The sequence below is a fragment of the Enterococcus durans genome (assembly GCF_002277935.1).
Lineage (GTDB): Bacteria > Bacillota > Bacilli > Lactobacillales > Enterococcaceae > Enterococcus_B > Enterococcus_B durans.
In genome coordinates, this window is sequence record NZ_CP022930.1 from 117539 (window position 1) to 140383 (window position 22845).

Here is a 22845-nt window from a genome sequence, read left to right on the forward strand (position 1 = left end):
ATCGAAAGGAGTTCATTCAATGAATCTTACTAGAGACCTGATATTTTTAGTTATCTATATTTTAGGAATGTCAGGCATCCTCTATTGGCGCAAGCGCCAAAGCGATCCCGCTCTATTCTTTTATTGTGGGACGTGGACTTTTATGATGATGGTCACTTACTTCGTCGTTTTAGAAGTTTTTTATCATACATTTTATTTTTTGATTCCATTGCTATTTTTCAGTATTTTTGCATTTTTCTATTTTAAGGAAAAACGTAGGTTAATCAATGGCGTACTTTTTAATACGTTTTTGATTGTCTTTGGTGGTTATCTAGGGTGGCTACTAATAGAGACGCAAAATATCTTTATCGGTGGGTTATTGGCTTTGATCGGGATACCAATATTAATTCTTTTGGCAATCGGTATCTACATTTTGATCATTTTTTTATTTTGGAATGGTGTTGTAGTCATGAAAAAAGAATCCCGTTCTTTGGCCAACCTTTTGACTCTCTTGTTAGGAGTCGCTTTGACTATCTTTTTGATATTGGACTATACATTAGTCCGTTGGCTCCCACAATGGGCAAATGCTCTATTTGCTGTCATTCCGTTTATTTTTGCTTATCTACTCATCGTTTTCTTTAATTTTATGACTGTTTCAATTTTGTATCAGTTCAACCGTCCAAGGTATAACCAAGATTATATCGTTGTTCTCGGCGCTGGCTTGATTGATGGTGAACGCGTATCTCCCCTACTTGCTAAAAGGATCAATAAGGCGATCGCATTTTATTGGGCACAAAGTAAAGCAACTTTGAATCCGCCAGTCTTGCTCATGTCAGGAGGAAAAGGAACCGATGAAAAAGTAGCTGAAGCCATTGCAATGAAACAATATGCTTTAGAAAAAGGGATTCCCGAGCGTGATATTCTAGTAGAAACGAATTCCACAACGACGCTAGAAAATATGCTGTTTTCAAAAGAAATAATGGATCAGCAAATGAATGGGCCTTATCGCGCAATTTTTACTTCAAATAATTACCATATCTTTAGAGCTGGACTATATGCGCGGCAAGCGAAACTCAACGCAAACGGAATCGGTGCAAAAACTGCACTATATTACCTACCGAATGCTATCTTAAGAGAATTTATTGCCATCCTTGTCTTACACAAAAAACGCCATCTTATCATCTGTGGCTTAATGGTTGGCTTTGCAGTATTTTCTGCTCTTATTCTCAAATTTGCTCAATAAAAAAGAGCGTGGGACAAAACTAAAAATCAGTTTTGCCACAGACTCTAACTCCGAATAAACGGTGGGAGCAGAAGCAACTCCTTCGGAAATAAGCGAAATTCACAAAAATTTGAAAAGCAATTTTCGTGAACTTCTTCTTATTTCTCGGAGTTAAACACTTCTGTCCCAACCTCTTTTTATTTCTCTTTTTGTCGTGAGATTCTTCCAAGGATCGGTAAGAACAAGATCCCTTTTTTCACTTCAACTTTTTGTGCAGAATAGATTCCACTATTTCCTGAACACATAAAGCTAATCAAACAGATCATAAAGAAGTAGCTGGCTGCTTGACCTCCAAAAAGTTCGATCCCCATAACAAAGCAAGCAATCGGTGTATTCGTTGCTCCAGAGAACACCCCAATAAACCCTAATCCTGCTAAAAAAGGTACTGATACATGAAGAATGGGTGCTAATGTCGCACCTAAAGTTGCCCCAATCTCAAACAAAGGGGTCACTTCGCCTCCTTGGTACCCCGCACCAAGTGATAGAACGGTAAAGCCAAGTTTCCCAAGAAAATCATAAAACTGTGCACTTCCATTAAATGCATCTTGTAATAAAGGTAAGCTTAATCCAAGATATCTTTGCGTCTGTAAAATCACTGCTACGAGTACCACGACTGCTCCTCCAATAAAGTTGCGTAAAACTGGATGAGGGATCCGCTTTGCATACCAAGCTTTTAACCAGACGATCGAACGGCTAAAGAGCCAGCCAATGATACCAAATGCAATGCCCGCAAGCAACAGTTTGAAGAAAAGCGAAGGGTCCCATGCAGGAATCGCCCCCATTTGATAATGGGTATGCTTGACATTGAAACTTTCCGTTACAAAGTTCGCAAAAAGTGCTGCAAAAAAGCTTGGAAACAGTGCTTCGGTTCTCACTTTTCCGATTGCCAATACTTCTAATCCAAACAATGTCCCAGCCAAGGGTGTCCCAAATACTGAGCTAAAACCTGCGCTGATCCCACTGATGACAAGAATCTCACGCTCGATTTTGTTCAATTTTAGCCAACGAGCAAAATTCTCAGCAAGTGCCCCGCCCATTTGGACCGCTGTACCCTCCCGACCAACAGAACCACCAAAAAGATGTGTGGTAATGGTGCCGAATAAGGTCAGTGGGATCAGCCGTAATGGAATCTTTTCATTTCCTCCATTCCCTTGATCGATCACTAAATTGTTTCCTCGGGAAGAATTGCCTCCATACGTCGTATATAGATAAGCAAAAAGTCCTCCACTTATCGGCAAAAGAAAAAGTAACCAAGGATGCTCCAGCCGAATAGCTGTCACATCAGTCAAACTAGTTAGAAAGAATGCGGATAAACTTCCCATAAAAATACCTAAAATTGCTGTGATCAATAACCATTTGATCATATAGATGATCACCTTCAATGGATCAGGTAATCGATTTTCCATCTCATTTCCTCCTCAAAAAAACGCCTACTAAAAAAAGGGATAGCCCCGTTTCTTTAGTAGGCGTCATTAGTTATCTTACGATCAACGTTTAAAGGCGAACACCATCACCTATTCACTTCACCAAATAAGATAGCATATTTTTCAGAAAAATACAATGAAATCACCGCTCACGTTTCACTCGTTCTGTGAATTCGTAAAAAGGAGCTAATTGTACCAACTGCTGATTACATTGGTCACTATCATGACAAATATAATTTCCTTTTTTCGTGTATGTTCCATCTGAACCAGTTTTTGTGGTAGAAAGAAAGAGTGAAACATTTGAAGTTCTTTGACAAATCGAACAAATTCCTTTGTTGATTGTAGGAGATAATGTTCCACTGATCCCTTTTAGTTTTTCTTCTTCATAATAGATCATAAATTTTTTTTGGCTACCTGGATCGTTCCAACCAATATAAGTATGTTCCCTTAAATCCAGTTGATTCCAATCTGGTTGTTTTAACTTTTTCACTTTTCGGAATAATTTATCGATCTGCGGTTTTGTCGGTTGTATGAATGGAAGAACGATCACTTTCAATTCCTCTAATAGTCGTTCTGCTTTTTCTTTTTTTATAGTGACGTCTAGTACCTTTTCCATAAATTCATTTACAGCTGTATTAGGATGACCAAGTACCTCGTGGATCTTTTCCGCAGCTAATGCTTGGACTGTTTGGACTGTCTTTGGATCATTCACTGAACTATAGGCGCTTAACAGCTGCTCGACTTCTCGCTTGATAAAATAATATTGATATGGTTTGATTGTTTTTTCCATGACTTTGAGTCCTTTCTTCTTTCAAAATCGGCTACTTTGAAGAAAAAAGTGATCTTTCTATCAAAGTGCCTTTAGATAAAGCCCTCAAACTCTTTTAAATAAGATACACATCGCATCTTATCATCACCCCCTTTATTTTTATGTTGGTTATGTACTTTTTCATCTCAACAAAGTAAACACTAAAAAGACCAATTAGTCAATGTCTAAACAAAAAACCCGAGGATTTTTTTCAAAATACTCGGGTCAAATACTTAGTTAACTACCTTAAATCGATTGTTCTTTACCGAAATATCGTTGCCATTTTTGTTTCATTGAAGCTGTCATTGGTTGAGCTGCTTCTTTGACTGCACAATATTTATCCACAAAAGTAACGATATAACCTTCTTTATATTTAGGAGGGGCAATCGTTGCTCCCCACATATGTTTCAAAATAATATCACGCTCTAGATCTGAAAGCTCCGTGATTTTTTCAGCATTTTTCACAGCGATCCTTGGGTGAACATACGCATGTGTACCTTCATCGAACTTCGTCGTACGCCAATCGTAGTAAAATAAATCATGTAAAAGGCCTGCTCGAGCAGTCGCTCTTGCATCACCGCCCCATTTTTTCGCTAATTTGTAGCTATAATAAGACACACTGATTGAATGCTCTAATCGTGTCGAGTGGACATGTTGCGTGTAATTTGCTAATTTCTTTACTGCATCAGTTTCTAATAGATCATTTATATAAGACATATATTCTTCGTCTTCACGCCATTTTTCTGTCATAATTATCGATCTGCCACCTTTTTGAATTCCATTTATCTTTGAAATTGAACTTAGTATACCACTAGTGTTCGTAATATTCTAGTGAGGTTTTCGCAAAATGCAGAAAGCTTAATAGTTCCTTAACTATACGGAGAAGTGATAAAGCATGATCCCCGCTGCAACTCCTACATTTAAAGACTCCGCATTTCCTTGAATCGGTATATACACATTTTTATCCGTTAGCGCCAGCACTTCTGGACGTACGCCTTGACCTTCATTCCCCATCACGATCGCATAATTTTTCGTTGTCTGGATATCATTCAGGGACACTGCTTCTTCATTCAGTTCTGTTCCATAGGTTATAAATCCTTGCTCTTTAAGGATAGGCAATAGTTTTGTTAGATCCTCTTGGATGATCGGTAAATGATAGTTACTCCCCTGCATGCTTCTTAATACTTTGGTACTGTAGACATCAGCCGTTCCCTTACCTAGCACGACACAAGATAGACCAAAAGCATCGGCTGTGCGGATCATTGTCCCTACATTGCCGGGATCTTGTACGTTGTCGAGCAACAACCAACCACCTTCAAAATTCGGTATCTCTCTTTTTTCCACTTCCACCACTGCCATGATCCCTTGCGGAGTTGGTAGATCTGAAACAGTTGCCATCACTTCTTCTGATACTAATGTAACAGAAAGTGTCTGATTTTCTTCAAGCCAACTAGACCACTCAGTCAGACCGCGTTGCGTAACAAAAAGTTCGTTGACCTTCGCATTTGAGGCAACAGCCTCCTCAATCAGGTGAAACCCTTCAAGCAGATATTCCCCTTTTTCTTCACGATATTTTTTCTTATGTAATTTTTTTAATTCTTTGATTCTTGGATTTTTTGCTGATTGGATTTCTTTCACATTTTTCACCTCAACTGATTATACCATGGATTAGATCATTGCACTTGTTCAGTAGCAAAAAAGTCGGTATCATTAATTTAAAAATAAAAGAAAGAACGGTGAATAAAATGAACAAAATCAAGATGAACGTGCAAGGACGTGTACAAGGCGTTGGTTTTCGCTATATGACAAAAATCGTAGCGGATCAATTAGGGATCACCGGAACAGTGAAAAATGAAGATGACGGCTCTGTCACGATCGAAGCTGCGGGCGACGATGAGGCAATCAAAAAATTCGTGGAAGAAGTCAAACGATCACCAAGCCCCAGCGGACGTGTCCAATATGTAGACCTTCAGGAAAATCCGATGATGGAGGACAGAAAAAAGTTTGTTGTAATAGGCTGACCTTCTAGAAATGAATAGGAAATGTCAGAAAAATCGGACTGTCTGTATGTAGATCGAAAAAGTTTGCCCCTCTCTCCATCCTAGATTGACAAAAAAACATTCTTATTAGCGAGTTTAGTAACCAGTGATAGGCATACGTAAAAGCGGGAGGACTTCAAAAATTTTGGTTCAATAAAATGGAGTCTATAATATTTTATGGTAGTGGAAAATCGACTTTGATTTTCCACTACCACTTTTTCATTGTCAAATCCTGACGCTGCCCAGTCAACAAGCCAACTCTCGAAAGGATCATTTTCCCTCTTTGTTCTAATGGATACCCATAGCTGTTTTCAAATATCCAGTTTTATCTAAAAATTTAGTTTTGCTAAACGATCAAAGGCTTCACCTAAAATTTCCAATGGTTGAGTCGCTGCTAGTCGAATATAGTTGTCCCCGATCGTTTCCTCAAACGCTTTTCCAGGGACAAAAAGTACGCCGCTTTTTTCTAAAACCTCTTCCACAAACGTTACTGAATCGAGCCCACTCTTACTGATATTAATAAAAGCATACATGCTTCCAGAAACAGAAGATAAAGATAAGTAAGGGATTTCTGCCACTCTTTTCTCAATATAAGCTAATCGTTCTTTGAATACTTCAACAACTGGCGGTACAAGCTGTTCATAGTGCTTTAAGGCGTAGATTGCACCTCTTTGAGAAGCAGTCGGTGCGGAATAAGTGATGTTTTCATTGATCAACCCAGCAATTTGATTGATGTATGCTGGTGCGATCATGTACCCTAAGCGCCAGCCAGTCATCGCAAACCCCTTCGATACACCACTGACAGTGATCGTATTATTAGGCGCAAATCGCGCCATCGGTACGAACTTCTCTTTAAAAGCAAAGTCTTCATAAATTTCATCGGAAATGATATAGAGTTCATTTTCGATTGCGACTTCAGCGATTTTTTTCAACGTGCTTTCAGAAAAAACAGCTCCCGTAGGATTATTCGGCGAATTGATGACGATCACCTTTGTACGATCCGTAATCGCTGCTTTTAAATCTTCCACATCCAACTGGAAGCCCTTTTCTTCATAGGTAGGAACAAAAACAGGCTTGCCTCCAGATAAAATGACTTGTTCCCGATATGGTGAAAAATAAGGTTCATGGATGATGACCTCATCCTCTGGATCTAGTAATGCCTGTAAAACTAGATACATCCCGTGCATTGCTCCGACTGTAGCTCGAACTTGGTTGCATTCAACGCTCAATCCATATTTCTTTTGATAAAAATCTACGACCGTTGACAAGAAATCTTTGCTGCCATCAGGTGCAGTATAATTAGTAGCACCATTTTTTACATCTGTATAAGCTGCTTCAATAATCGTCGGATCAGTGATCAAATCAGGATCACCAATCGATAAATCGATAATATCTTCTTTTTCCTTTGCCAAAATAGCAATATTCATCAACAGATTTTCTGCTGGTTGCTGAAACCGGCGTGCAATCTTACTTTTGTCCATCTTACTTCCTCCATCTTTGTTACAACACTTTGTTCAAGAAATCCTGTGTTCGACTATTTTGCGGATTTTCAAAAATCTCTTTCGGTGTTCCCTCTTCTTGAATGATGCCGTCAGCCATAAAAATCACACGATCGGCAACTTCTTTAGCAAAACCCATTTCATGAGTGACCACGACCATCGTCATCCCTTTTTTAGCTAAATCCTGCATGACTGCCAACACTTCACCGACCATTTCAGGATCAAGTGCAGATGTAGGTTCATCGAAAAGCATCACATCAGGATTCATTGCTAATGCTCGAGCAATTGCTACCCGTTGTTGCTGTCCCCCAGATAAACTGGTAGGATAACTGTCCACTTTTTCCTTTAGACCAACTTGGTTCAATAATGATAGAGCATGTTCTTTTGCTTTTTTAGGGTCTTCTTTTTTGATTTTTACAGGTGTGATGGTCAAATTTTCGAGTACATTCATATGGGGAAACAAGTTAAAACTTTGAAATACCATTCCCATTTTTTGACGAATTTGATTGATATCGCTGTCAGGGGCTGTAATGTTTTGTCCCTTAAAAAAGATTTCACCAGAAGTTGGTTCTTCCAGCAGATTCATACAACGTAGAATTGTACTTTTACCACTTCCTGAAGGGCCAATGATCACCACTACTTCTCCTTCTTTCACAGAAAGATCAATTGATTTTAAGACTTCATTCTCGCCAAAACTTTTTGACAGTTTTTTTACATTAAGCATTCAGACCCATTCTCCTTTCAACTAAAGCTAATATACGGGAAATACTGAAGGTCAACACGAAATAAATCAAAGAGACCAACACATATGGTAGGAATGGTTTGAAGCTAGCACCTTGTACCACGCCCGTTTGAAAGATCAATTCCGATACCCCAATGACCGAAACAACTGAGGACTCTTTGATGATCGTGACAAACTCATTTCCTAGAGCTGGAAGAATATTTTTGATTGCTTGTGGGAAGATGATGAAACGCATGGCTTCTTTCTGGTCCATCCCTAAAGAACGTGCAGCTTCCATCTGTCCTTTGTTGACCGCATTGATCCCAGCCCGAACAATTTCGGCTACATAAGCAGCACTATTCAACGAGACAGCAATACAACCTGCTACCAGTTTCGATAGATCCAATCCCAGTACTCCTGTTCCGAAGTAAACGATAAAGATTTGAACTAAGAGAGGTGTTCCCCGTACGTATTCGATATAAATAATGGCTAATGCCTTTAAAAATTTATTCTTACCCAATTTCATCAGTGCAAGCAAACTACCAAAGACCATTCCAAACAATACACCCACAAAAGCTAATAAAATAGTGTATTTTGTTCCAATCAAATAATACGGACCGTATTTTTGAAGAAAGGACTGATCATCTTGGAACATCAATTGATTCGCTTGTTTTTGATAATCTTTCAGCAAGCCGTCGTCATTGATCGTTTTGATTGACGCATTGACATGATTTTTCAGTTCTGGTGTATTTTTTGACATCGCAATAGCTGTGGTTTTTTCGCCTTGCGCAAATTTTACTGGAGTCAAAGCTACTTTCTTATTCTGTTGGGCATATGCTTCTGCAACTGGTTGTTCCAGCACAACACCTTCAACTTTTTCATTCAGCAAATTATTGATCAGATCAGGAACTTTTTGCAGGGAGGTCAACTCTGCACCAGTCAGTTCATTTTTCACTAACTCCTCTTGTGTGGTTTGCTTTTGCGCCCCAACGGCTAAGCCAGAAAAGTCGGCTGTCGTCTTAAATTTATTTTTGTCCTCTTTACGAACGAGTACTTTTTGCTGTACCACGAAATATGGGTCAGAAAAGTCAACTTCTTGTAAACGTTCTTCAGTCACCGCCATACCAGATATAACTAAATCGATCTTGCCAGTTTTCAACGCACCTAATAATGCATCAAAACCAAGTTCTTCTACTTTTAGTTTCACACCCATATCCTTTGCGATCTTTTCGGCAATGGATACATCAAAACCAACGATTTTATCCTTACCATCCACATTCGCATGGAATTCATAGGGCGCATAGTCTGCAGATAGGCCAACGACTAATTCTCCACTTTGTTTTATTCGCTCGTAAATTTCATCTTTTTCTGCACCTTGTACTTTTACTGGTAAAAAAACCAGTAGAAACATCAGCGCCACTAATAATATGTTTATTCCTTTTTTCATCCATTTGGCCACCTTTGAATAATAATGTAATCAGAAAAGCTATAAAAGAATAAATATTCATAAATAACTTGCTAATATACTAGCATAACTATTATAATAAAAAAAGATTAATTTAAAAAAATAATGGAAGAAGTTTTTTATATGACAAAAAATTTAATTGTTCGCGGTGCCCCTCAAGAGTATGAAATAAAAGAAAACGCATGGGATTCACTCCCTGAACACCTTTACAAAAGGCATATTGACAACGTTTTGATTCTCCATGGAAAAACATCTTGGAAAGCAGTAAAAGATGTTTTTCCAGATTTATCAATAACAAAAATTTTTGAATATTATGGTGGAGAATGTACCGATCCACTTGCTGACAGTTTTGTTTCTTTATGCAAAAAGAAGGATTTCAATGGTATTATTGCAGTCGGCGGCGGGAAAGTAGCAGATCTAGGAAAATTGATTGCCTATAAGACAAACTTACCAATCATCATCTTACCTACCTTAGCTGCGACGTGCGCAGCTTATACTCCACTTAGTGTGGTCTATAATGAAGAAGGAGTGATGCTTCGCTATGATATGTTCCCTAAAGCAAATGATTTAGTGTTGATCGATCCAAAGATCATTTTGCACTCCCCTCGCGAGATGATGATTGCCGGTATTGGTGACACCTTAGCAAAATGGTATGAATCTCACGCAATCATCTCTCAGTTAACTATCAAGCCTATCGAAGTCCAAGTAGCGGAATTTGCAGCGTTACGATGCCGCGAAATCCTTTTAGAGAAAAGTGCAGAGGCAATGGAAGCGATGGACCAGCAAAAAATCAATCAAGCTTTTATCGATGTCGTGGAAACAAACATTTTATTGGCTGGTATGGTTGGTGGGTTTGGCGATGACTACGGCCGAACAGCTGGAGCTCATTCCATTCACGATGCGATGACCGTACTCCCTGATAGCCATCAGCAACTTCATGGAAACAAAGTTGCATACGGTATCCTTGTCCAGCTGATGATCGAAAATAAATTAGCAGAAATCGAACACCTACTGCCGTTTTATCATCACTTGAACTTACCAACGAGTTTAGCTGATATGGGTTTACATTTAACAGAAAGTGACTATCAAGCCGTAGCTGAACGTGCATGTTTACCTGATGAAATGATCCACTTCATGAAAGAAACGATCACACCAGCACTGGTTGTCCAGAAAATGAAAGAGTTAGAACAAGTGACACAGGGATAGTTAGCCCCTTATACCATGGCAGTCAGCTTTTTTATGGATCGGCTCAATGGTAAAAAAAAAGAAGTGGAAAAAATTGACATTCCACTTCTTTTTTTTGCGCTAAAATTATGATTTCAAGGAAATATCCGTTGCTCATCTTATTTTAGAGAACGGAGGTGCTAAGTATGCTTTATACTGAAGTATTTTTAGCTGGATTCTTCTTTTTAACATTAAGCGTCTTTTTTGATCCTCCAATCGGTTATTTCTATGAAATTTCTATGAAGTTGATTGAATTATGAGCGCTTTTTTAGTATAGTTAAGCTTGTGTAAAAATTATAAAAGAGGAAGTATTTTATGAATAAATGGAAAAATTGGTTATTGGGCTCTGGGCTTGTCACGATCATGCTTTTCTTGTCCGGTTGTGTCCGCATGGATTCAAATGGTAACCCTGACACTTCAGGAATCATTTACCGTATATTGGTTCACCCAATGGGACAAGCGATTACATATTTAGTGGAAAACTTTAATTGGTCCTACGGCTGGGCTGTTATCTTGATGACAGTCATCGTTCGTATCATCATTTTGCCATTAGGTATTAGTCAATCGAAAAAAACAATGATCCAATCTGAAAAGATGCAAGCATTGAAACCACAAGTTGAAGCTGCGCAACAAAAATTGAAAGCTGCGACAACTCGAGAAGAACAAATGGCTGCACAAGCTGAAATGCAACAAGTTTATCGTGAAAATGGCTTAAGTATGACTGGTGGTATCGGTTGTTTACCGCTTCTGATCCAAATGCCGATCTTTTCTGCGCTATATTTCACTGCTCGCTATACAGAAGGCATCCGTGAATCAACCTTTTACGGGATCGACCTAGGTAACCCTAGCTTAGTTTTAGTAGCGATTGCCGGTATTGCTTATTTACTTCAAGGCTATATCTCAACTATCGGTATCCCTGAAGAACAAAAGAAAACGATGCGTACGATGTTGATCGTATCACCCGCTATGATCGTCTTCATGTCGATCAGTGCCCCAGCTGGTGTCACTCTTTACTGGGTAGTCGGTGGGATCTTTAGTTGTCTACAAACATTCATTACGAATGTCATCATGAAACCAAGATTAAAAGCGCAAGTTGCGGAAGAATTAAAACAAAATCCGCCAAAACAAGTGGTGACGCCTCGTAAAGATGTCACACCTGCTGAACCTGCGAAGCAAACAAAAAAACAAGTACAAGCACCAAAAAACAATGCGAAGAATGGTCGGAATGCTGGTAAACAGCAAAAGCGTAAATAGTTATTTGTAACTAGCTTCTTCGATCGACCAAGATCATTTCTGATTTTATGACGATAAAAGCCAACGTACTGTGAAATATAGAAAACTATATTTCGCGGTACGTTGGCTTTTTTATACACGGCCTCTTTACACATCCGTATTTATATCCAGTTGTATCACCAGTCAAGAAGTTGTGCTTGATTATTCTTCTTCATCGTCTCCCATGCCAGCAATCACTTGGTTCACTGAAACGATACTCTCACGACCCGAACCAATAAAATCTGGTTCTGCTCCAATCATTTGCGAATTGATGAATTCGATGACCATCGGCAAATTCATGCCAGCATATAGTTCGATCGTTTCACCTTCCATGATTAGCTTGGAAACGGTATTTGCAGGTGTCCCACCCAACAGATCGCAAAGCACTACGTAATCTTTCAATGGTGCTGTAACGGAGAGGAAGCTTTCTTTATACGTGTCCGCGCCATCTTCAGGCAATAAAGGGATCGTATAGATATTTTCTTGTGGTCCCATGATCATTTCTGTACTGTTTTTTAGTTCTTCACAAAATTTACCATGACTAATCAAGACTAGTTGTCTACTCATCTTTCCAATTCTCCCTTATTTCGAAATCACACCTAATGCAGATAATGCTACACATACGATCAATACGATGAATATTGCTCGAGTAGGTGTCATATTTTTCTTACCTAACATCCAATAAACGCCACCAACGATTCCAGCTGGTAAAAGTTTAGGTAAGATCATATCGATATAGTTTTGCATATTCAACGTTACATCCCCAATCGTTGGTGCCCATGAGAATTTAACATTGATCATGGTTGCTACTAACGCTCCAACCATGAAAACTCCTAGTAAAGTAGCCGCATCTGTCAATGCAGTCAAGCGTGATTGCATCGTGGTAACTAGAGAAATCCCTTCTTTGTAGGCAAATTCTAGTTGTTTCCAACGAAAGACCATGACAGCGACCTGAGCAAGGATCCAGATAAGGATACCTACTGGATTACCATCTGTTGCCATATTTGCGGCTAAAGCTCCAAATATGGTCGGGATCAATGCCGCAAATACAGAATCACCAATTGCAGCGAAGGAACCCATCAATCCTGCTTTCATCCCAGAAACAGTTTCCTTTGAAGAGACTCCTTCTTTTTCTTCGATAGCAAGATCGATCCCAGTAATGATCGTGTTAAAGAAATTAGACGTATTAAAAAATTGCGTATGTGTTTTCATCATTTCTTTTAATTCTGGTGTATCATCACCATAGATTTTTCTAAGTTGTGGCAAGATAGTATACAGATAACCTGAACCTTGCATTCTTTCATAGTTCCAACCTAATTGGAAAGTAAACAAACTTCTACGATTGATCTGCTTAAAATCTTCTTTGGTCAATTTATAATTAGATTTCGTCATCTTCGATTTCCCCCTCATCAGATTGTGATTGCTGACTTACTACTGGATGTTGGTCATTCTTTTGATCATTCTTATAACTGATCGTTGCCAGTGCTAGACCAATCAATGCCACAGCAAGCATCGGTAATGAATTGAATGTTCCTGGGAAATCTTTGACCACGCTAGCCACACTTGTTCCTAACAATTGGACATTCGAGAACACTGTTGCTAATAACGCTGTGATCGTAAATCCTAAAATCAGATAAGAAATGTGTTTCTTTACTGGTAGGTAGCGTAGTAAAATTGCAAACCCAACTGCTGGTAAGACTGCCCCTGCAACAGATAAGCCATCTCCTAGCCATTTTAGGTCGCCGTTTAAAACAGCCACAACATTTTGGACTAAGCCACCACCGAATGCTAGGGCCAAGAATACAGGAACCATTCTGGAAAGTGCCCAAGGTAATGCCCCCATCAAGAAGTTCCGTTCAATTGCTTTGTAATTCATTGTTTCCACATGTTGATCGATCCGATGTGCAAAATACGTATTCGCAAAACGTGCCAAAATATCTAATTGGATCATCAAACTTGCTACAGGAACCGCGATGGCCGCAATCGCTTGTTCTGGGTTCATCCCTAGAGAAATGGAGAAAGCTGTTGCTAAGATCGTTCCAGAGTTGGCATCGATTTTTGATGCACCACCAAATGTCCCTACCCCTAAAACAGTCAACTGCATACTTCCACCAATGATTAAACCTGCTTTTAAATCACCCATTACTAACCCAGCATATAATCCTGCAAAAACTGGGGCGCTCATTGAAGAATAAATCTGTAATTCATCTAAAATTTGATACCCTGCATATAATGTTAATAATAATATCTGCCACCATTGAATATCCATGAATCATTCCTCCTATTTGATTAAAAGACTCATAAAGTCTTCTGCTTTGTCATTTGGCACCATTTGAGCGATCAAATGAACGCCAAGCTGATCTAATTTCTTGAAGACCTCTACATCCGCATCTACGACATTGATTGATTTTGTGATGGAACGTGTTTCATCTGTTTGTGACATATTGCCGACATTTAATTCTTTGATCGGTACACCTTTTTCTACTAGCGCTAAGATACGATCTGGTTTTTTCGCTACGATCAGCACTCGTTGAGAATCATATTTACCTGCTAAAATATTTGCGGCTGCTTTTTCAATAGGTAAAATACTTAATTTGACTCCAGCTGGCGTTGCCAACTTTAACCCACTTTTTTCGATCGCATTTGTTGCTACCTCATCGTCTACGACCATGATCCGACCAATATTCAACTTTGTCGTCCAAAGATTTGCCACTTGTCCATGTATCAAACGTCCATCAATTCTTACTCCAATAATTGCCATCATCCATTCTCCTTTTCTAACTTTTTTCTATTGGTTCTTTGACAAAATCTATAACTTCACTGAATCTACCTTCTGTTTCAAAGATAACGATTTCATTTTGTCCTTTTCTAAGTAAACCCTCGGGAACAAACAGTGAAAGAATTGGTCCTACTTCCCAAAAACGACCAATATTCGTGCCATTCACCCAAACGATCCCTTTCCCAAACTCACTAAGGTCCAAATAAGTATCACCGATTTCTGACAGTTCCGCTTCAAAGCGGTAAAATGCTGGTTGACCTGCTTCCCATTTTTTTGAAAAATCGATGTGTTCTGTAGTCTCTAAAGGTAAACAATACTGTGTCCATTCTGTGATAAAATGAAGATCGCTCATCACTCCTGTACGTATTCCTTTTCTTTGCGTATCAGCTAGCAGCTTGTGTCCATAGTTGACCCGTCCCATATTTTCAAATAATAGATCAATTTGATGGTCTTCTTTCTCAAGTGTCAATGGAATGGTCTCACCGATCTCTGTTTGGTATTGAATCGCTTGCTTTTCTTCATCGAGAAAAACATGGACCCGATCACGTCCGTCGATGATCCGTAATTTTTCATTGACCGCATCTTTTTTGATCGTTGTTCGATACAATAGGTACCCAGTATTCTGACCCAATTCTTCCATTGTTTGAGGATAGGTCGAGTGGATCGGCTTGCTGATGGTATCCAGTGTTGCGAAAAAGCTGACTTTTTCTTTCAAGTTGATTCCTTTTTTGACGATTGTTTCTTTTATCCATGGTTCCATTTGCTGCATTTCTGGAAAATTTTCTGCCATCATTCGTTTCAGAGCAAAATATTTTTCCGTTGGATTTCCCTGCTCATCCAATGGTGCATCGTAATCATAGGAAGTGACTTGCGGCAAATCAATCGCGCCTCTGGCTGAACAGCCATTCATAAACCCAAAATTGGTTCCGCCATGGAACATATAGAGATTGATACTGCCGATCTGTAATGCTTCTTTGACTGCATCCGCTAATTCTTCCGGATCTCTTTTAATGATCGGCTCTTTCCAACGATTAAACCAGCCATCCCAAAATTCCATACACATCAACGGCCATTTTTTACCATGTGCTTCAAAAAACTGGGCCATATCTGCAAAATTTTCTTTTGCTTTTGAGCCAAAATTCCCTGTCGTAAAAACATCATCGTCAATCAAACTGCCTGCTCTTAATGTGGCTTGCCAAGGTCCATCAGAAGTGAATAGCGGTACATCGATTCCACCTTCCTCCAAGTATTTTTTTACTTGGCGCAGGTATGCTTTCTCTTCACCATACGAACCGTACTCATTTTCTACCTGCACCATTAAGACGTTGCCACCATGAGTGACTAGATGAGGAACGATTTTAGGTAGTAGCGTTTGGTAATACCGTTTGACATATTTCATGAAGCGAGGATCCGCTGAACGAATACGGCACTCCTTTGTCAATAGCCAAGCAGGCAAGCCACCAAATTCCCATTCTGCACAAATATAAGGGGCTGGACGTACGATTGCGTATAATCCAAGGGATTGCGCTAACTCTAGAAAATGGGAAAGATCCAATATTTTCGAAAAATCATAGGTTCCTTCTTCTTTTTCATGGAGATTCCAAGGCACATAGGTTTCCACAGTATTAAATCCAAGCGCTTTCAAATTGTGCAATGACCGCTCCCAATTCGTCGGATGCACTCGGAAATAATGGATGGCACCAGATAAAATTTTGAAAGGTTGACCGTCTAACAAAAACTCTTCTTTTATTTCAAATCTAGTCAAGCAAATTCCCTCCTCGTTTTTAGAAACCGCTTTCTAATTTTATAATCAACGAATCTTTCTGACGTTGATTTCCCCCCTAAAATAATCGACTTTCACAGGATCGATCCATCCTGTTTTTTCTTGTTGTGCATTCGCCATCCCACAGGCCATCGCAAACGCAAGTGTTTCTTCAATCGTATAGCTCTTTGATAGAGCATGTGCTAAGCCTGCAATAGTCGAATCTCCTGACCCCACAGGATTCACCACCGCGATTTTAGGAATCGTAACCTGATAGAAGTGTCTCCCTACTTTAGCGATTGCTCCTTTTGCGCCTAGCGAAAGAACGATCCAATTGATTCCTTCAAAAAGCGGATGATCCAATAATGATTGGATTTCATCTAACGAAGTAGCCGAAGAAATTGTTTGGTGGACCAACTCTCCTAATTCTTCCAAATTAGGTTTGATCAAAAATGGTTTTTCCTTGCCTTCCAAGACTTCAAGCAAGGTTTGACCAGAAGTATCTAACAATACTCGTGTTCCTTTTTTATTCGTTAGGGCAAGTAACTCTGCATAATAACTTTTAGAAAATCCTTGAGGCAGACTACCCGAAATCGTAAAGATATCAGTTGTTTCCATTAGTCGTGCAAAATGCTCGGTAAATTTATGTTGCTCTTCTTCCGTCACAACAGGACCGCTTTCCAATAGTTCTGTTTGATTCACTCCATGTAAAATAGCAATCGAATCTCTCGTTTCCCCTTTGATAGGTAAAAATTGATGCGTTATCCCTGATTGATCGAGTTGTTCTTTGATATATGCTCCATGCTGCCCGCCGACTAATCCAGTAGCTAAAACATCATCTGCTAATAAATGAAGGACACGAGCAACATTCAAGCCTTTTCCTCCAGCCGTTTTGTTGACCGTTTTGACCCGATTGACTTGGTCGATCCGTAATTCATCCAACGTGTAAGCGATGTCAATTGAAGGATTCATGGTAACTGTCGTGATCATTTTGCTGTCACCGAATCTTCTTTTACTTTGTCAAACCAAGGGGTGGCGTTTTCATTTATCACTTTATTCAACGATTCGATATTTTGTCGCCCTTGTGTTCTCAACCACTCAATCGCACCTTCTCTACCATTTTCAACATATGCTTTGACTCCATCTTTCCAAGTCGCACGTCCGCATAACACACCGTTGAATGTTGAACCAGATTCATGAGCAAAGATCAATGTTTGTTGGAACAATGCAGTCGAAACCCCTGCACTCAAGAAGATAAATGGTAACGGTGTTGCATCACTTTGTTCCTTGAAGAATGCCGCTGCTTCTTTTTTACTATACGCAATTTCACCATCAGAATAACCTTCTACATAGTTCATATTGACTGGCACTTCTACTTTCAATACATCCACTTTATATTTAGGATCAGAAAATTCTTTCATCATCTCGATCACTTTATGCGGTTTGATCTTCGCATATTCTAATGAAGTGCTGTCATTGGTTTTGGCATCATACGAAACCAATTCTAGATAAAACGGACGCTTTTCACCTGCACATTCACTGCCTAAACGTTCGATAAATACATGTTTCAAATGATTGATCTCTGGGTCTTCATCTACATCATAATAAAGCAAAAACTTGATCGCATCGGCTGTTTGTTCCTTTAATCTAAGCGTAGACCAATCCGCTAATAAATCAGGCAGACGTCCTGGAGTTGTCGCATCATAACCCGTTTTTTCATAGGCTAAAAGTAGTCCTGCTTCCTGATGTCTGGCTTTAGCAGCTGGCAATCCATACTCTGGATCTAGTAAAATAGCAGAAGCATAAGGCGTTAATTCTGCTGATACTAATTCTTTGAATTCAGTGATCTGTTGCGCCGTTGGTTCTTTTCCTAACGCTTTGATCATCTTTTTCAAAGCACCGCGTTGATCAATTGCCAATGCACTGATGATTCCTTCTTTTGTTGATAAACTCTTCATAGCTGCAATTTTTTCTTCATTCATCCTTCGTTTCCCCTTTGTTCACATATTCATGGATAATGACACCTTTGACCACTCGATTGACTGTACCTGTAGGCGATGGTGTATCTGGTTTATTCGCTACTTTTATCGACGTATCGAGCGCAATGATTTGGGCTGTCATGATCATAGGTAAGGCAAGATACGCATCAGGTAGGCTGATCGAAGCTTCTAACAAAAGACTTGTACCTGTGAAATCGATGTTTCCTGGTTGGGCGATCGCGATGACACTCGTGGTAATTTGGTCATCTTTTATTTCTTCTAGAATATCTAAGTCATAATTTCTTGTATACGGTTGGTTATTAACAAAACCAATAACAAGTGTTTCGCTATTTAAAAACGATTTTGGTCCATGGCGGAAGCCCATAGAAGAATCAAAGATCGTTGCCACTTTACCGGCTGTCAATTCCAATATTTTCAATTGTGCTTCTCTCGTTGCACCAGCCAAACTTCCTGAACCAAGATAGGCGATACGTTCAAATGACTTAGGCAATAATTTTTGGATTTCTTGATCTCGTGAAATTAGATCTTCTCCAGTTCTGATCAATTGTTGAAGATAACTTTCTTTTTTCTCAACGGCAGTTTGGTCGAATACCCATAACGCACTCAACAACATGCACGTAAAACTTCCTGTCATGGCAAATCCTGCATCATTTGATTTTTCTGGCATCAGTAAAAGATAATTTCGTTCATCTGTCGCTGCATTCTTTGCTAACTGACCTTCTTTAGCACAAGTAATCGTCAAATGAAACAATGTCTTGATTTGTTCATTGGCAATCTTGACTGTTGCCACACTTTCTGGACTATTTCCACTACGTGCAAATGACACCAGTAATGTCGGTTCATCCGGAAATAGAAATTCTTTTGGTGAAGACACGATATCTGTTGTACCAAAGCTATGAAAAATAAAGTGATCGTTATCACCGTATTCATTTAAATAAGGTACTGCTGTATCCCCGACATATTGTGATGTGCCTGCACCAGTAAAAATCACTCGAACTCTTTTGCCATTTGCTGCTTTTTTTATCTGGTCAAAAAACAATGCTAATTTTTCTTGATTCTGTGCTAATATCTCAGCTGTTTCTTTCCATAATTGCGGTTGCTGTTTGATTTCTCGCGTAGTTATTTCCGCACCCAACTCTTTTAATTTATCCTTCGATAGTTCAAACATGTTGTTTTCCCTCTCAATCATTTTCGGACGTGGCGGATCTTATAATGAAACTGGTCTGCTCTCGCTACACTATCCGTATATTCAATAATTTCATTTTTCACATTATAGGTCGTTCGGCTTAGATGTAATACCGGGGCACCATCAGCGATACGAAGCGGATCAGCATCTTTCTTTTGAACGATACTTGCATAAAATTCTTCATCTGCTAATTGGACTTGCTGTTCATAATCCTGAGAAAACACATCATACAATGGCTTACTTTCAAGTAATGGCAGATCAAGACCAATAAATAGTTTTGCAGGTAAATAAGAACGTTCCACCATCAATGGTTCGTCATCCGCTAAACGAAGTCTTTTCAATTTGAAAACTGTTTCGCCTAAATTGATGTTTAGATTCTTGGCAACCTTTTTGTTTGCTTCCATTTGCTTGAATTCCAAGATGACTGTATTAGGCACCCGTCCCAATTCCCTCATCTCTTCTGTAAAACTATACGCTCCCGCCAGATCAGACGACTTATCTGATAGATCAGACACATATGTTCCTTTTCCGTGTCGGCGATAAATATACCCTTGCGTCTCTAATTCTTGCAAAGCAAGGCGAACCGTTGTCCGACTCACTCCATAATGCTGACAAAGTTCTCTTTCAGATAACAATTTGTCATGAGGTGTCATCTGTGTTTCGATACGTTCTTTCAATACGTCAACTAGTTGATAATATAATGATTTTCCTTTACTTGAGCTCTCCATAAAAATACCTCTTCTTTACTGGTTATAACCACAACACAAGAATACCCACATATTCCTCATTTGTCAAAGGGTTTTTAGCACAAAAAAGCTATTATAACAAGGTTTAATGGTATTTTAGAACTGGTATCAAAAGATACCTTGAAAATACCAGTTGACAATAAAAGAACAAAAAAAAGACGAATTTTATAAATAATTCGTCTACATAGATTAACTTGTTGAACAATGTAATTCACATTGATTACTATGATATTCTTGCAACTAGCGTTTTTTTCTCCCACTTCATTTACACCCAACCACCAAAAAAATTAAAAATCATACGTTAGTAATAATTAAAAAATAACTTTTGCGTTTTTACACTTTATTTCTATAAAATTTGACAAATTTTTTTAAAAATAACTAATTATTTTGTCAGGTCGCATCTCAAAAAATTCTTTTCTTATTTCTTAACATAAATAGAAGTTGCTATTTCTTCTAATAATGTACCTAATTCTTTACTCTTTCGTTTTCCTTCTTCTAACAGCCAAATACTTGCTCCCTTTTCACCTTCTGTAACAAAAGGTGCTATACTCAATTAAAAATTCCATTAATAAATGTTGGAACTAATAGGAAGGGCTTAAATATCCTAATAATTTATTATGGAATTAATAAGAAACATAATGGAATAATAAAAAATCTGGAGAAAAACTTTCGCTTTCCTTCTCAGATTTAGTTTTATTTAATAAACAGGCAAAGCAATAGCAAACTGCATAATATTAGTTACAATAGTATTTGATAAATTTCTTGTTACATAACGTGTTACTATACATAAGCGTTCCACTTAGCAAAAAGATTCCAATTTTACGGTATTCAAATTTAAAATCTGTACTCTAACACTTATTGGTGGGATCTATTTAGGAGTCTTGTCGTTCAAATTGCTCAAGAATTCTACTTCCCCAATTTTGTAATTATTTGGTTTCACTTTGGCTCTTTCAAACACCAACTTATATTTCTTTTCAGTGTTCGAACTGGGGTTCCCCCTATAATCTCATTATCAGCTTCATGACTTTTTACTACCGTGGAATTGCAAGCAACAACAATATTATCTGATAAATGAACACCTTTCAAAATTACACTTTGTGCTCCAATCCAACAATGTTTACCTATAACTATTTTAGAGAGTGTAAAATATTTTGTGTAAATAGAAAAAAGGAAGTCCCTTCTGTAGAATAGAGTTACCACAACACATTCACAGAAAAGAGGACTTCCATATGAACGATTTTACTACAGAAATTCTAAAGACTCTAGCGAACAAAGGCGATTTGAATGAATTATTCCGTGTCCATTTGGAAAAAGCTGTCAATACGCTTCTCAAAACGGAGTTAACGGCTTTCCTCGATTACGAAAAGTACGATCGCATTGGTTTTAACACGGGTAATTCTCGTAACGGCTCCTATGACCGTACGGTCAAGACCGAGTACGGGGAACTTCATCTCCAGATTCCGCGCGACCGCAACGGCGAGTTCAAGCAACAGACTGTTCCTGCTTATAGACGGACGAATGATACCTTAGAGGAGACCGTCATTCACCTCTTCCGAAAAGGTATTACCATGTCGGAAATCGCAGACTTGATTGAGAAAATGTATGGGCATCACTACACGCCCCAAACCATGTCCAACATGACTAAAGTGCTGACTGAAGAAGTAAATGCATTTAAAGTTAGAACTCTAAATGATAAGTATGTCGCTATTTTCATGGATGCTACTTATATTCCTTTAAAACGGCAAACCGTCTCCAAAGAAGCAATCTATATTGCCATTGGTATACGAGAAGACGGCACTAAAGAAGTACTAAGTTATGCGATTGCTCCGACTGAATCGACCTACGTTTGGAATGAGTTGTTAGAGGACATTTACTCCAGAGGGGTTCATGATGTCTTACTGTTTATTACCGATGGCTTAAAAGGCATGAAAGATACGATTCACCAGATTTATCCTAAAGCTAAATACCAACATTGCTGTGTTCACGTTTCCCGTAATATTGCTCATAAAGTACGTGTCAAAGATCGAAAAGAAATCTGTGATGATTTTAAGGCTGTTTATCAAGCTAGCTCAAAGGAAGAGGCAAATACCTTTTTAGGGAGTATGATTGAGAAGTGGCAGAAAACTTATCCTAAAGTGACGCAGTCACTGATAAAAAATCAAGATTTATTGACTTTTTATGAGTTTCCGCCTGGTATCCGCCGAAGCATTTACTCAACTAATTTAATCGAATCTTTCAATAAACAAATCAAGAAATACAGCCGCAGAAAAGAGCAGTTTCAAAATGAAGAATCACTAGAGCGTTTCCTAGTATCCATCTTTGATACATACAATCAAAAATTCTTAAATAGAAGCCATAAAGGCTTCCAACAAGTGACGGATACATTAGCTTCAATGTTTACTGAGTAACCCATTATTTTGCAGAAGGACGAGTTATTTACACAAAATTATTGACGCTCCCAGCTTTTTTATTTACAATCACAAATAAACTAATATATTAATAGAACTATTTGTAAAAAGTTGCCCTTATACAATCATACCACAACTTGTTTTTTTGAGTAGGGAAATTCGAAATTCAAAATTAAATAAAACAGAAATAATAGTACTCTAAACTGATTTCATTTCTATTTTTCTCATTTTAATAAGTATTTCTAAAATTT

At 38.6% G+C, this 22845-nt stretch carries 23 protein-coding genes and 1 riboswitch; of the genes, 5 read left to right on the forward strand and 18 right to left on the reverse strand.

Going from position 1 to position 22845, the window contains the following annotated elements; translation table 11 throughout:
• The first annotated feature begins 19 nt into the window (after nucleotides 1-19).
• Nucleotides 20-1222: a YdcF family protein gene (locus tag CJZ72_RS00605; protein WP_095443531.1), complete on the forward strand. Its 1203-nt coding sequence runs from the start codon at nucleotides 20-22 to the stop codon at nucleotides 1220-1222.
• A 176-nt stretch (nucleotides 1223-1398) separates the two neighbouring features.
• On the opposite strand, the gene CJZ72_RS00610 is transcribed toward CJZ72_RS00605, so the two are convergent.
• From CJZ72_RS00610 to CJZ72_RS00625, 4 genes are all read right to left on the reverse strand, one after another.
• The gene (locus tag CJZ72_RS00610; protein WP_095443532.1) at nucleotides 1399-2667 is read right to left on the reverse strand and encodes a voltage-gated chloride channel family protein; all 1269 of its coding nucleotides are present in this window, start codon (nucleotides 2665-2667) and stop codon (nucleotides 1399-1401) included.
• Nucleotides 2668-2717: 50 nt separating this feature from the next.
• A riboswitch (Fluoride riboswitch) is annotated at nucleotides 2718-2785 on the reverse strand.
• Between the two features lie 42 nt (nucleotides 2786-2827).
• Entirely contained in the window at nucleotides 2828-3475 is a 648-nt protein-coding gene (locus CJZ72_RS00615) for a FusB/FusC family EF-G-binding protein (protein WP_095443533.1), read from the reverse strand.
• Between the two features lie 264 nt (nucleotides 3476-3739).
• Entirely contained in the window at nucleotides 3740-4243 is a 504-nt protein-coding gene (locus CJZ72_RS00620) for an HD domain-containing protein (RefSeq protein WP_005875533.1), read from the reverse strand.
• A 123-nt stretch (nucleotides 4244-4366) separates the two neighbouring features.
• On the reverse strand, nucleotides 4367-5131 hold the full coding sequence (locus CJZ72_RS00625; RefSeq protein ID WP_095443534.1) for a TrmH family RNA methyltransferase: 765 nt from the start codon (nucleotides 5129-5131) through the stop codon (nucleotides 4367-4369).
• Between the two features lie 107 nt (nucleotides 5132-5238).
• On the opposite strand from CJZ72_RS00625, the gene CJZ72_RS00630 reads away from it, so the two are divergent.
• A complete protein-coding gene (locus tag CJZ72_RS00630) occupies nucleotides 5239-5514 on the forward strand; it encodes an acylphosphatase (RefSeq protein WP_005875530.1) in 276 nt (91 codons plus the stop codon).
• A gap of 347 nt (nucleotides 5515-5861) precedes the next feature.
• On the opposite strand, the gene CJZ72_RS00635 is transcribed toward CJZ72_RS00630, so the two are convergent.
• The 3 genes from CJZ72_RS00635 to CJZ72_RS00645 are packed head-to-tail and all read right to left on the reverse strand — an operon-like array spanning nucleotide 5862 to nucleotide 9199.
• The gene (locus CJZ72_RS00635) at nucleotides 5862-7013 is read right to left on the reverse strand and encodes a pyridoxal phosphate-dependent aminotransferase (RefSeq protein ID WP_095443535.1); all 1152 of its coding nucleotides are present in this window, start codon (nucleotides 7011-7013) and stop codon (nucleotides 5862-5864) included.
• 19 nt (nucleotides 7014-7032) lie between these two features.
• Nucleotides 7033-7755, reverse strand: coding sequence for an amino acid ABC transporter ATP-binding protein (locus CJZ72_RS00640; protein ID WP_053109150.1), 723 nt, complete (start codon nucleotides 7753-7755; stop codon nucleotides 7033-7035).
• Nucleotides 7748-9199, reverse strand: a complete 1452-nt coding sequence (locus tag CJZ72_RS00645; protein ID WP_005875524.1) for an ABC transporter substrate-binding protein/permease — start codon at nucleotides 9197-9199, stop codon at nucleotides 7748-7750. Before CJZ72_RS00645 ends, CJZ72_RS00640 begins: the two co-directional genes overlap by 8 nt.
• A 141-nt stretch (nucleotides 9200-9340) precedes the next feature.
• Here CJZ72_RS00645 and CJZ72_RS00650 point away from each other — a divergent pair, with 141 nt between their 5' ends.
• Entirely contained in the window at nucleotides 9341-10423 is a 1083-nt protein-coding gene (locus CJZ72_RS00650; RefSeq protein ID WP_095443536.1) for an iron-containing alcohol dehydrogenase family protein, read from the forward strand.
• A 333-nt stretch (nucleotides 10424-10756) separates the two neighbouring features.
• Nucleotides 10757-11695, forward strand: coding sequence for a membrane protein insertase YidC (yidC, locus tag CJZ72_RS00655; RefSeq protein WP_005875520.1), 939 nt, complete (start codon nucleotides 10757-10759; stop codon nucleotides 11693-11695).
• 180 nt (nucleotides 11696-11875) lie between these two features.
• On the opposite strand, the gene CJZ72_RS00660 is transcribed toward yidC, so the two are convergent.
• From CJZ72_RS00660 to CJZ72_RS00715, 11 genes are all read right to left on the reverse strand, one after another.
• Nucleotides 11876-12280, reverse strand: coding sequence for a PTS sugar transporter subunit IIA (locus CJZ72_RS00660; protein WP_095443537.1), 405 nt, complete (start codon nucleotides 12278-12280; stop codon nucleotides 11876-11878).
• Between the two features lie 15 nt (nucleotides 12281-12295).
• The gene (locus tag CJZ72_RS00665; RefSeq protein WP_053109154.1) at nucleotides 12296-13105 is read right to left on the reverse strand and encodes a PTS system mannose/fructose/sorbose family transporter subunit IID; all 810 of its coding nucleotides are present in this window, start codon (nucleotides 13103-13105) and stop codon (nucleotides 12296-12298) included.
• On the reverse strand, nucleotides 13092-13982 hold the full coding sequence (locus CJZ72_RS00670) for a PTS mannose/fructose/sorbose/N-acetylgalactosamine transporter subunit IIC (RefSeq protein WP_005875514.1): 891 nt from the start codon (nucleotides 13980-13982) through the stop codon (nucleotides 13092-13094). Before CJZ72_RS00670 ends, CJZ72_RS00665 begins: the two co-directional genes overlap by 14 nt.
• A 12-nt stretch (nucleotides 13983-13994) precedes the next feature.
• On the reverse strand, nucleotides 13995-14474 hold the full coding sequence (locus tag CJZ72_RS00675; RefSeq protein ID WP_005875511.1) for a PTS system mannose/fructose/N-acetylgalactosamine-transporter subunit IIB: 480 nt from the start codon (nucleotides 14472-14474) through the stop codon (nucleotides 13995-13997).
• Nucleotides 14475-14490: 16 nt separating this feature from the next.
• On the reverse strand, nucleotides 14491-16257 hold the full coding sequence (locus CJZ72_RS00680) for a glycoside hydrolase family 35 protein (protein WP_119219211.1): 1767 nt from the start codon (nucleotides 16255-16257) through the stop codon (nucleotides 14491-14493).
• A gap of 45 nt (nucleotides 16258-16302) precedes the next feature.
• Nucleotides 16303-17244, reverse strand: coding sequence for a hexose kinase (locus CJZ72_RS00685; protein ID WP_095443538.1), 942 nt, complete (start codon nucleotides 17242-17244; stop codon nucleotides 16303-16305).
• Nucleotides 17241-18236, reverse strand: a complete 996-nt coding sequence (gene lacD, locus CJZ72_RS00690) for a tagatose-bisphosphate aldolase (RefSeq protein WP_095443539.1) — start codon at nucleotides 18234-18236, stop codon at nucleotides 17241-17243. The genes CJZ72_RS00685 and lacD overlap by 4 nt, the downstream gene beginning before the upstream one ends.
• A complete protein-coding gene (locus CJZ72_RS00695; RefSeq protein WP_095443540.1) occupies nucleotides 18229-19422 on the reverse strand; it encodes an SIS domain-containing protein in 1194 nt (397 codons plus the stop codon). Before CJZ72_RS00695 ends, lacD begins: the two co-directional genes overlap by 8 nt.
• A gap of 17 nt (nucleotides 19423-19439) precedes the next feature.
• The gene (locus tag CJZ72_RS00700) at nucleotides 19440-20168 is read right to left on the reverse strand and encodes a GntR family transcriptional regulator (RefSeq protein ID WP_016177465.1); all 729 of its coding nucleotides are present in this window, start codon (nucleotides 20166-20168) and stop codon (nucleotides 19440-19442) included.
• A 436-nt stretch (nucleotides 20169-20604) separates the two neighbouring features.
• Complete coding sequence (locus tag CJZ72_RS14910; protein WP_260453173.1) at nucleotides 20605-20739, reverse strand: hypothetical protein; 135 nt, start codon at nucleotides 20737-20739, stop codon at nucleotides 20605-20607.
• Nucleotides 20740-21122: 383 nt separating this feature from the next.
• Entirely contained in the window at nucleotides 21123-21386 is a 264-nt protein-coding gene (locus CJZ72_RS00715; RefSeq protein ID WP_232509769.1) for an acyltransferase, read from the reverse strand.
• Between the two features lie 29 nt (nucleotides 21387-21415).
• On the opposite strand from CJZ72_RS00715, the gene CJZ72_RS00720 reads away from it, so the two are divergent.
• On the forward strand, nucleotides 21416-22594 hold the full coding sequence (locus CJZ72_RS00720) for an IS256-like element ISEfm2 family transposase (protein WP_081133701.1): 1179 nt from the start codon (nucleotides 21416-21418) through the stop codon (nucleotides 22592-22594).
• The last annotated feature ends 251 nt before the right edge of the window (nucleotides 22595-22845 follow it).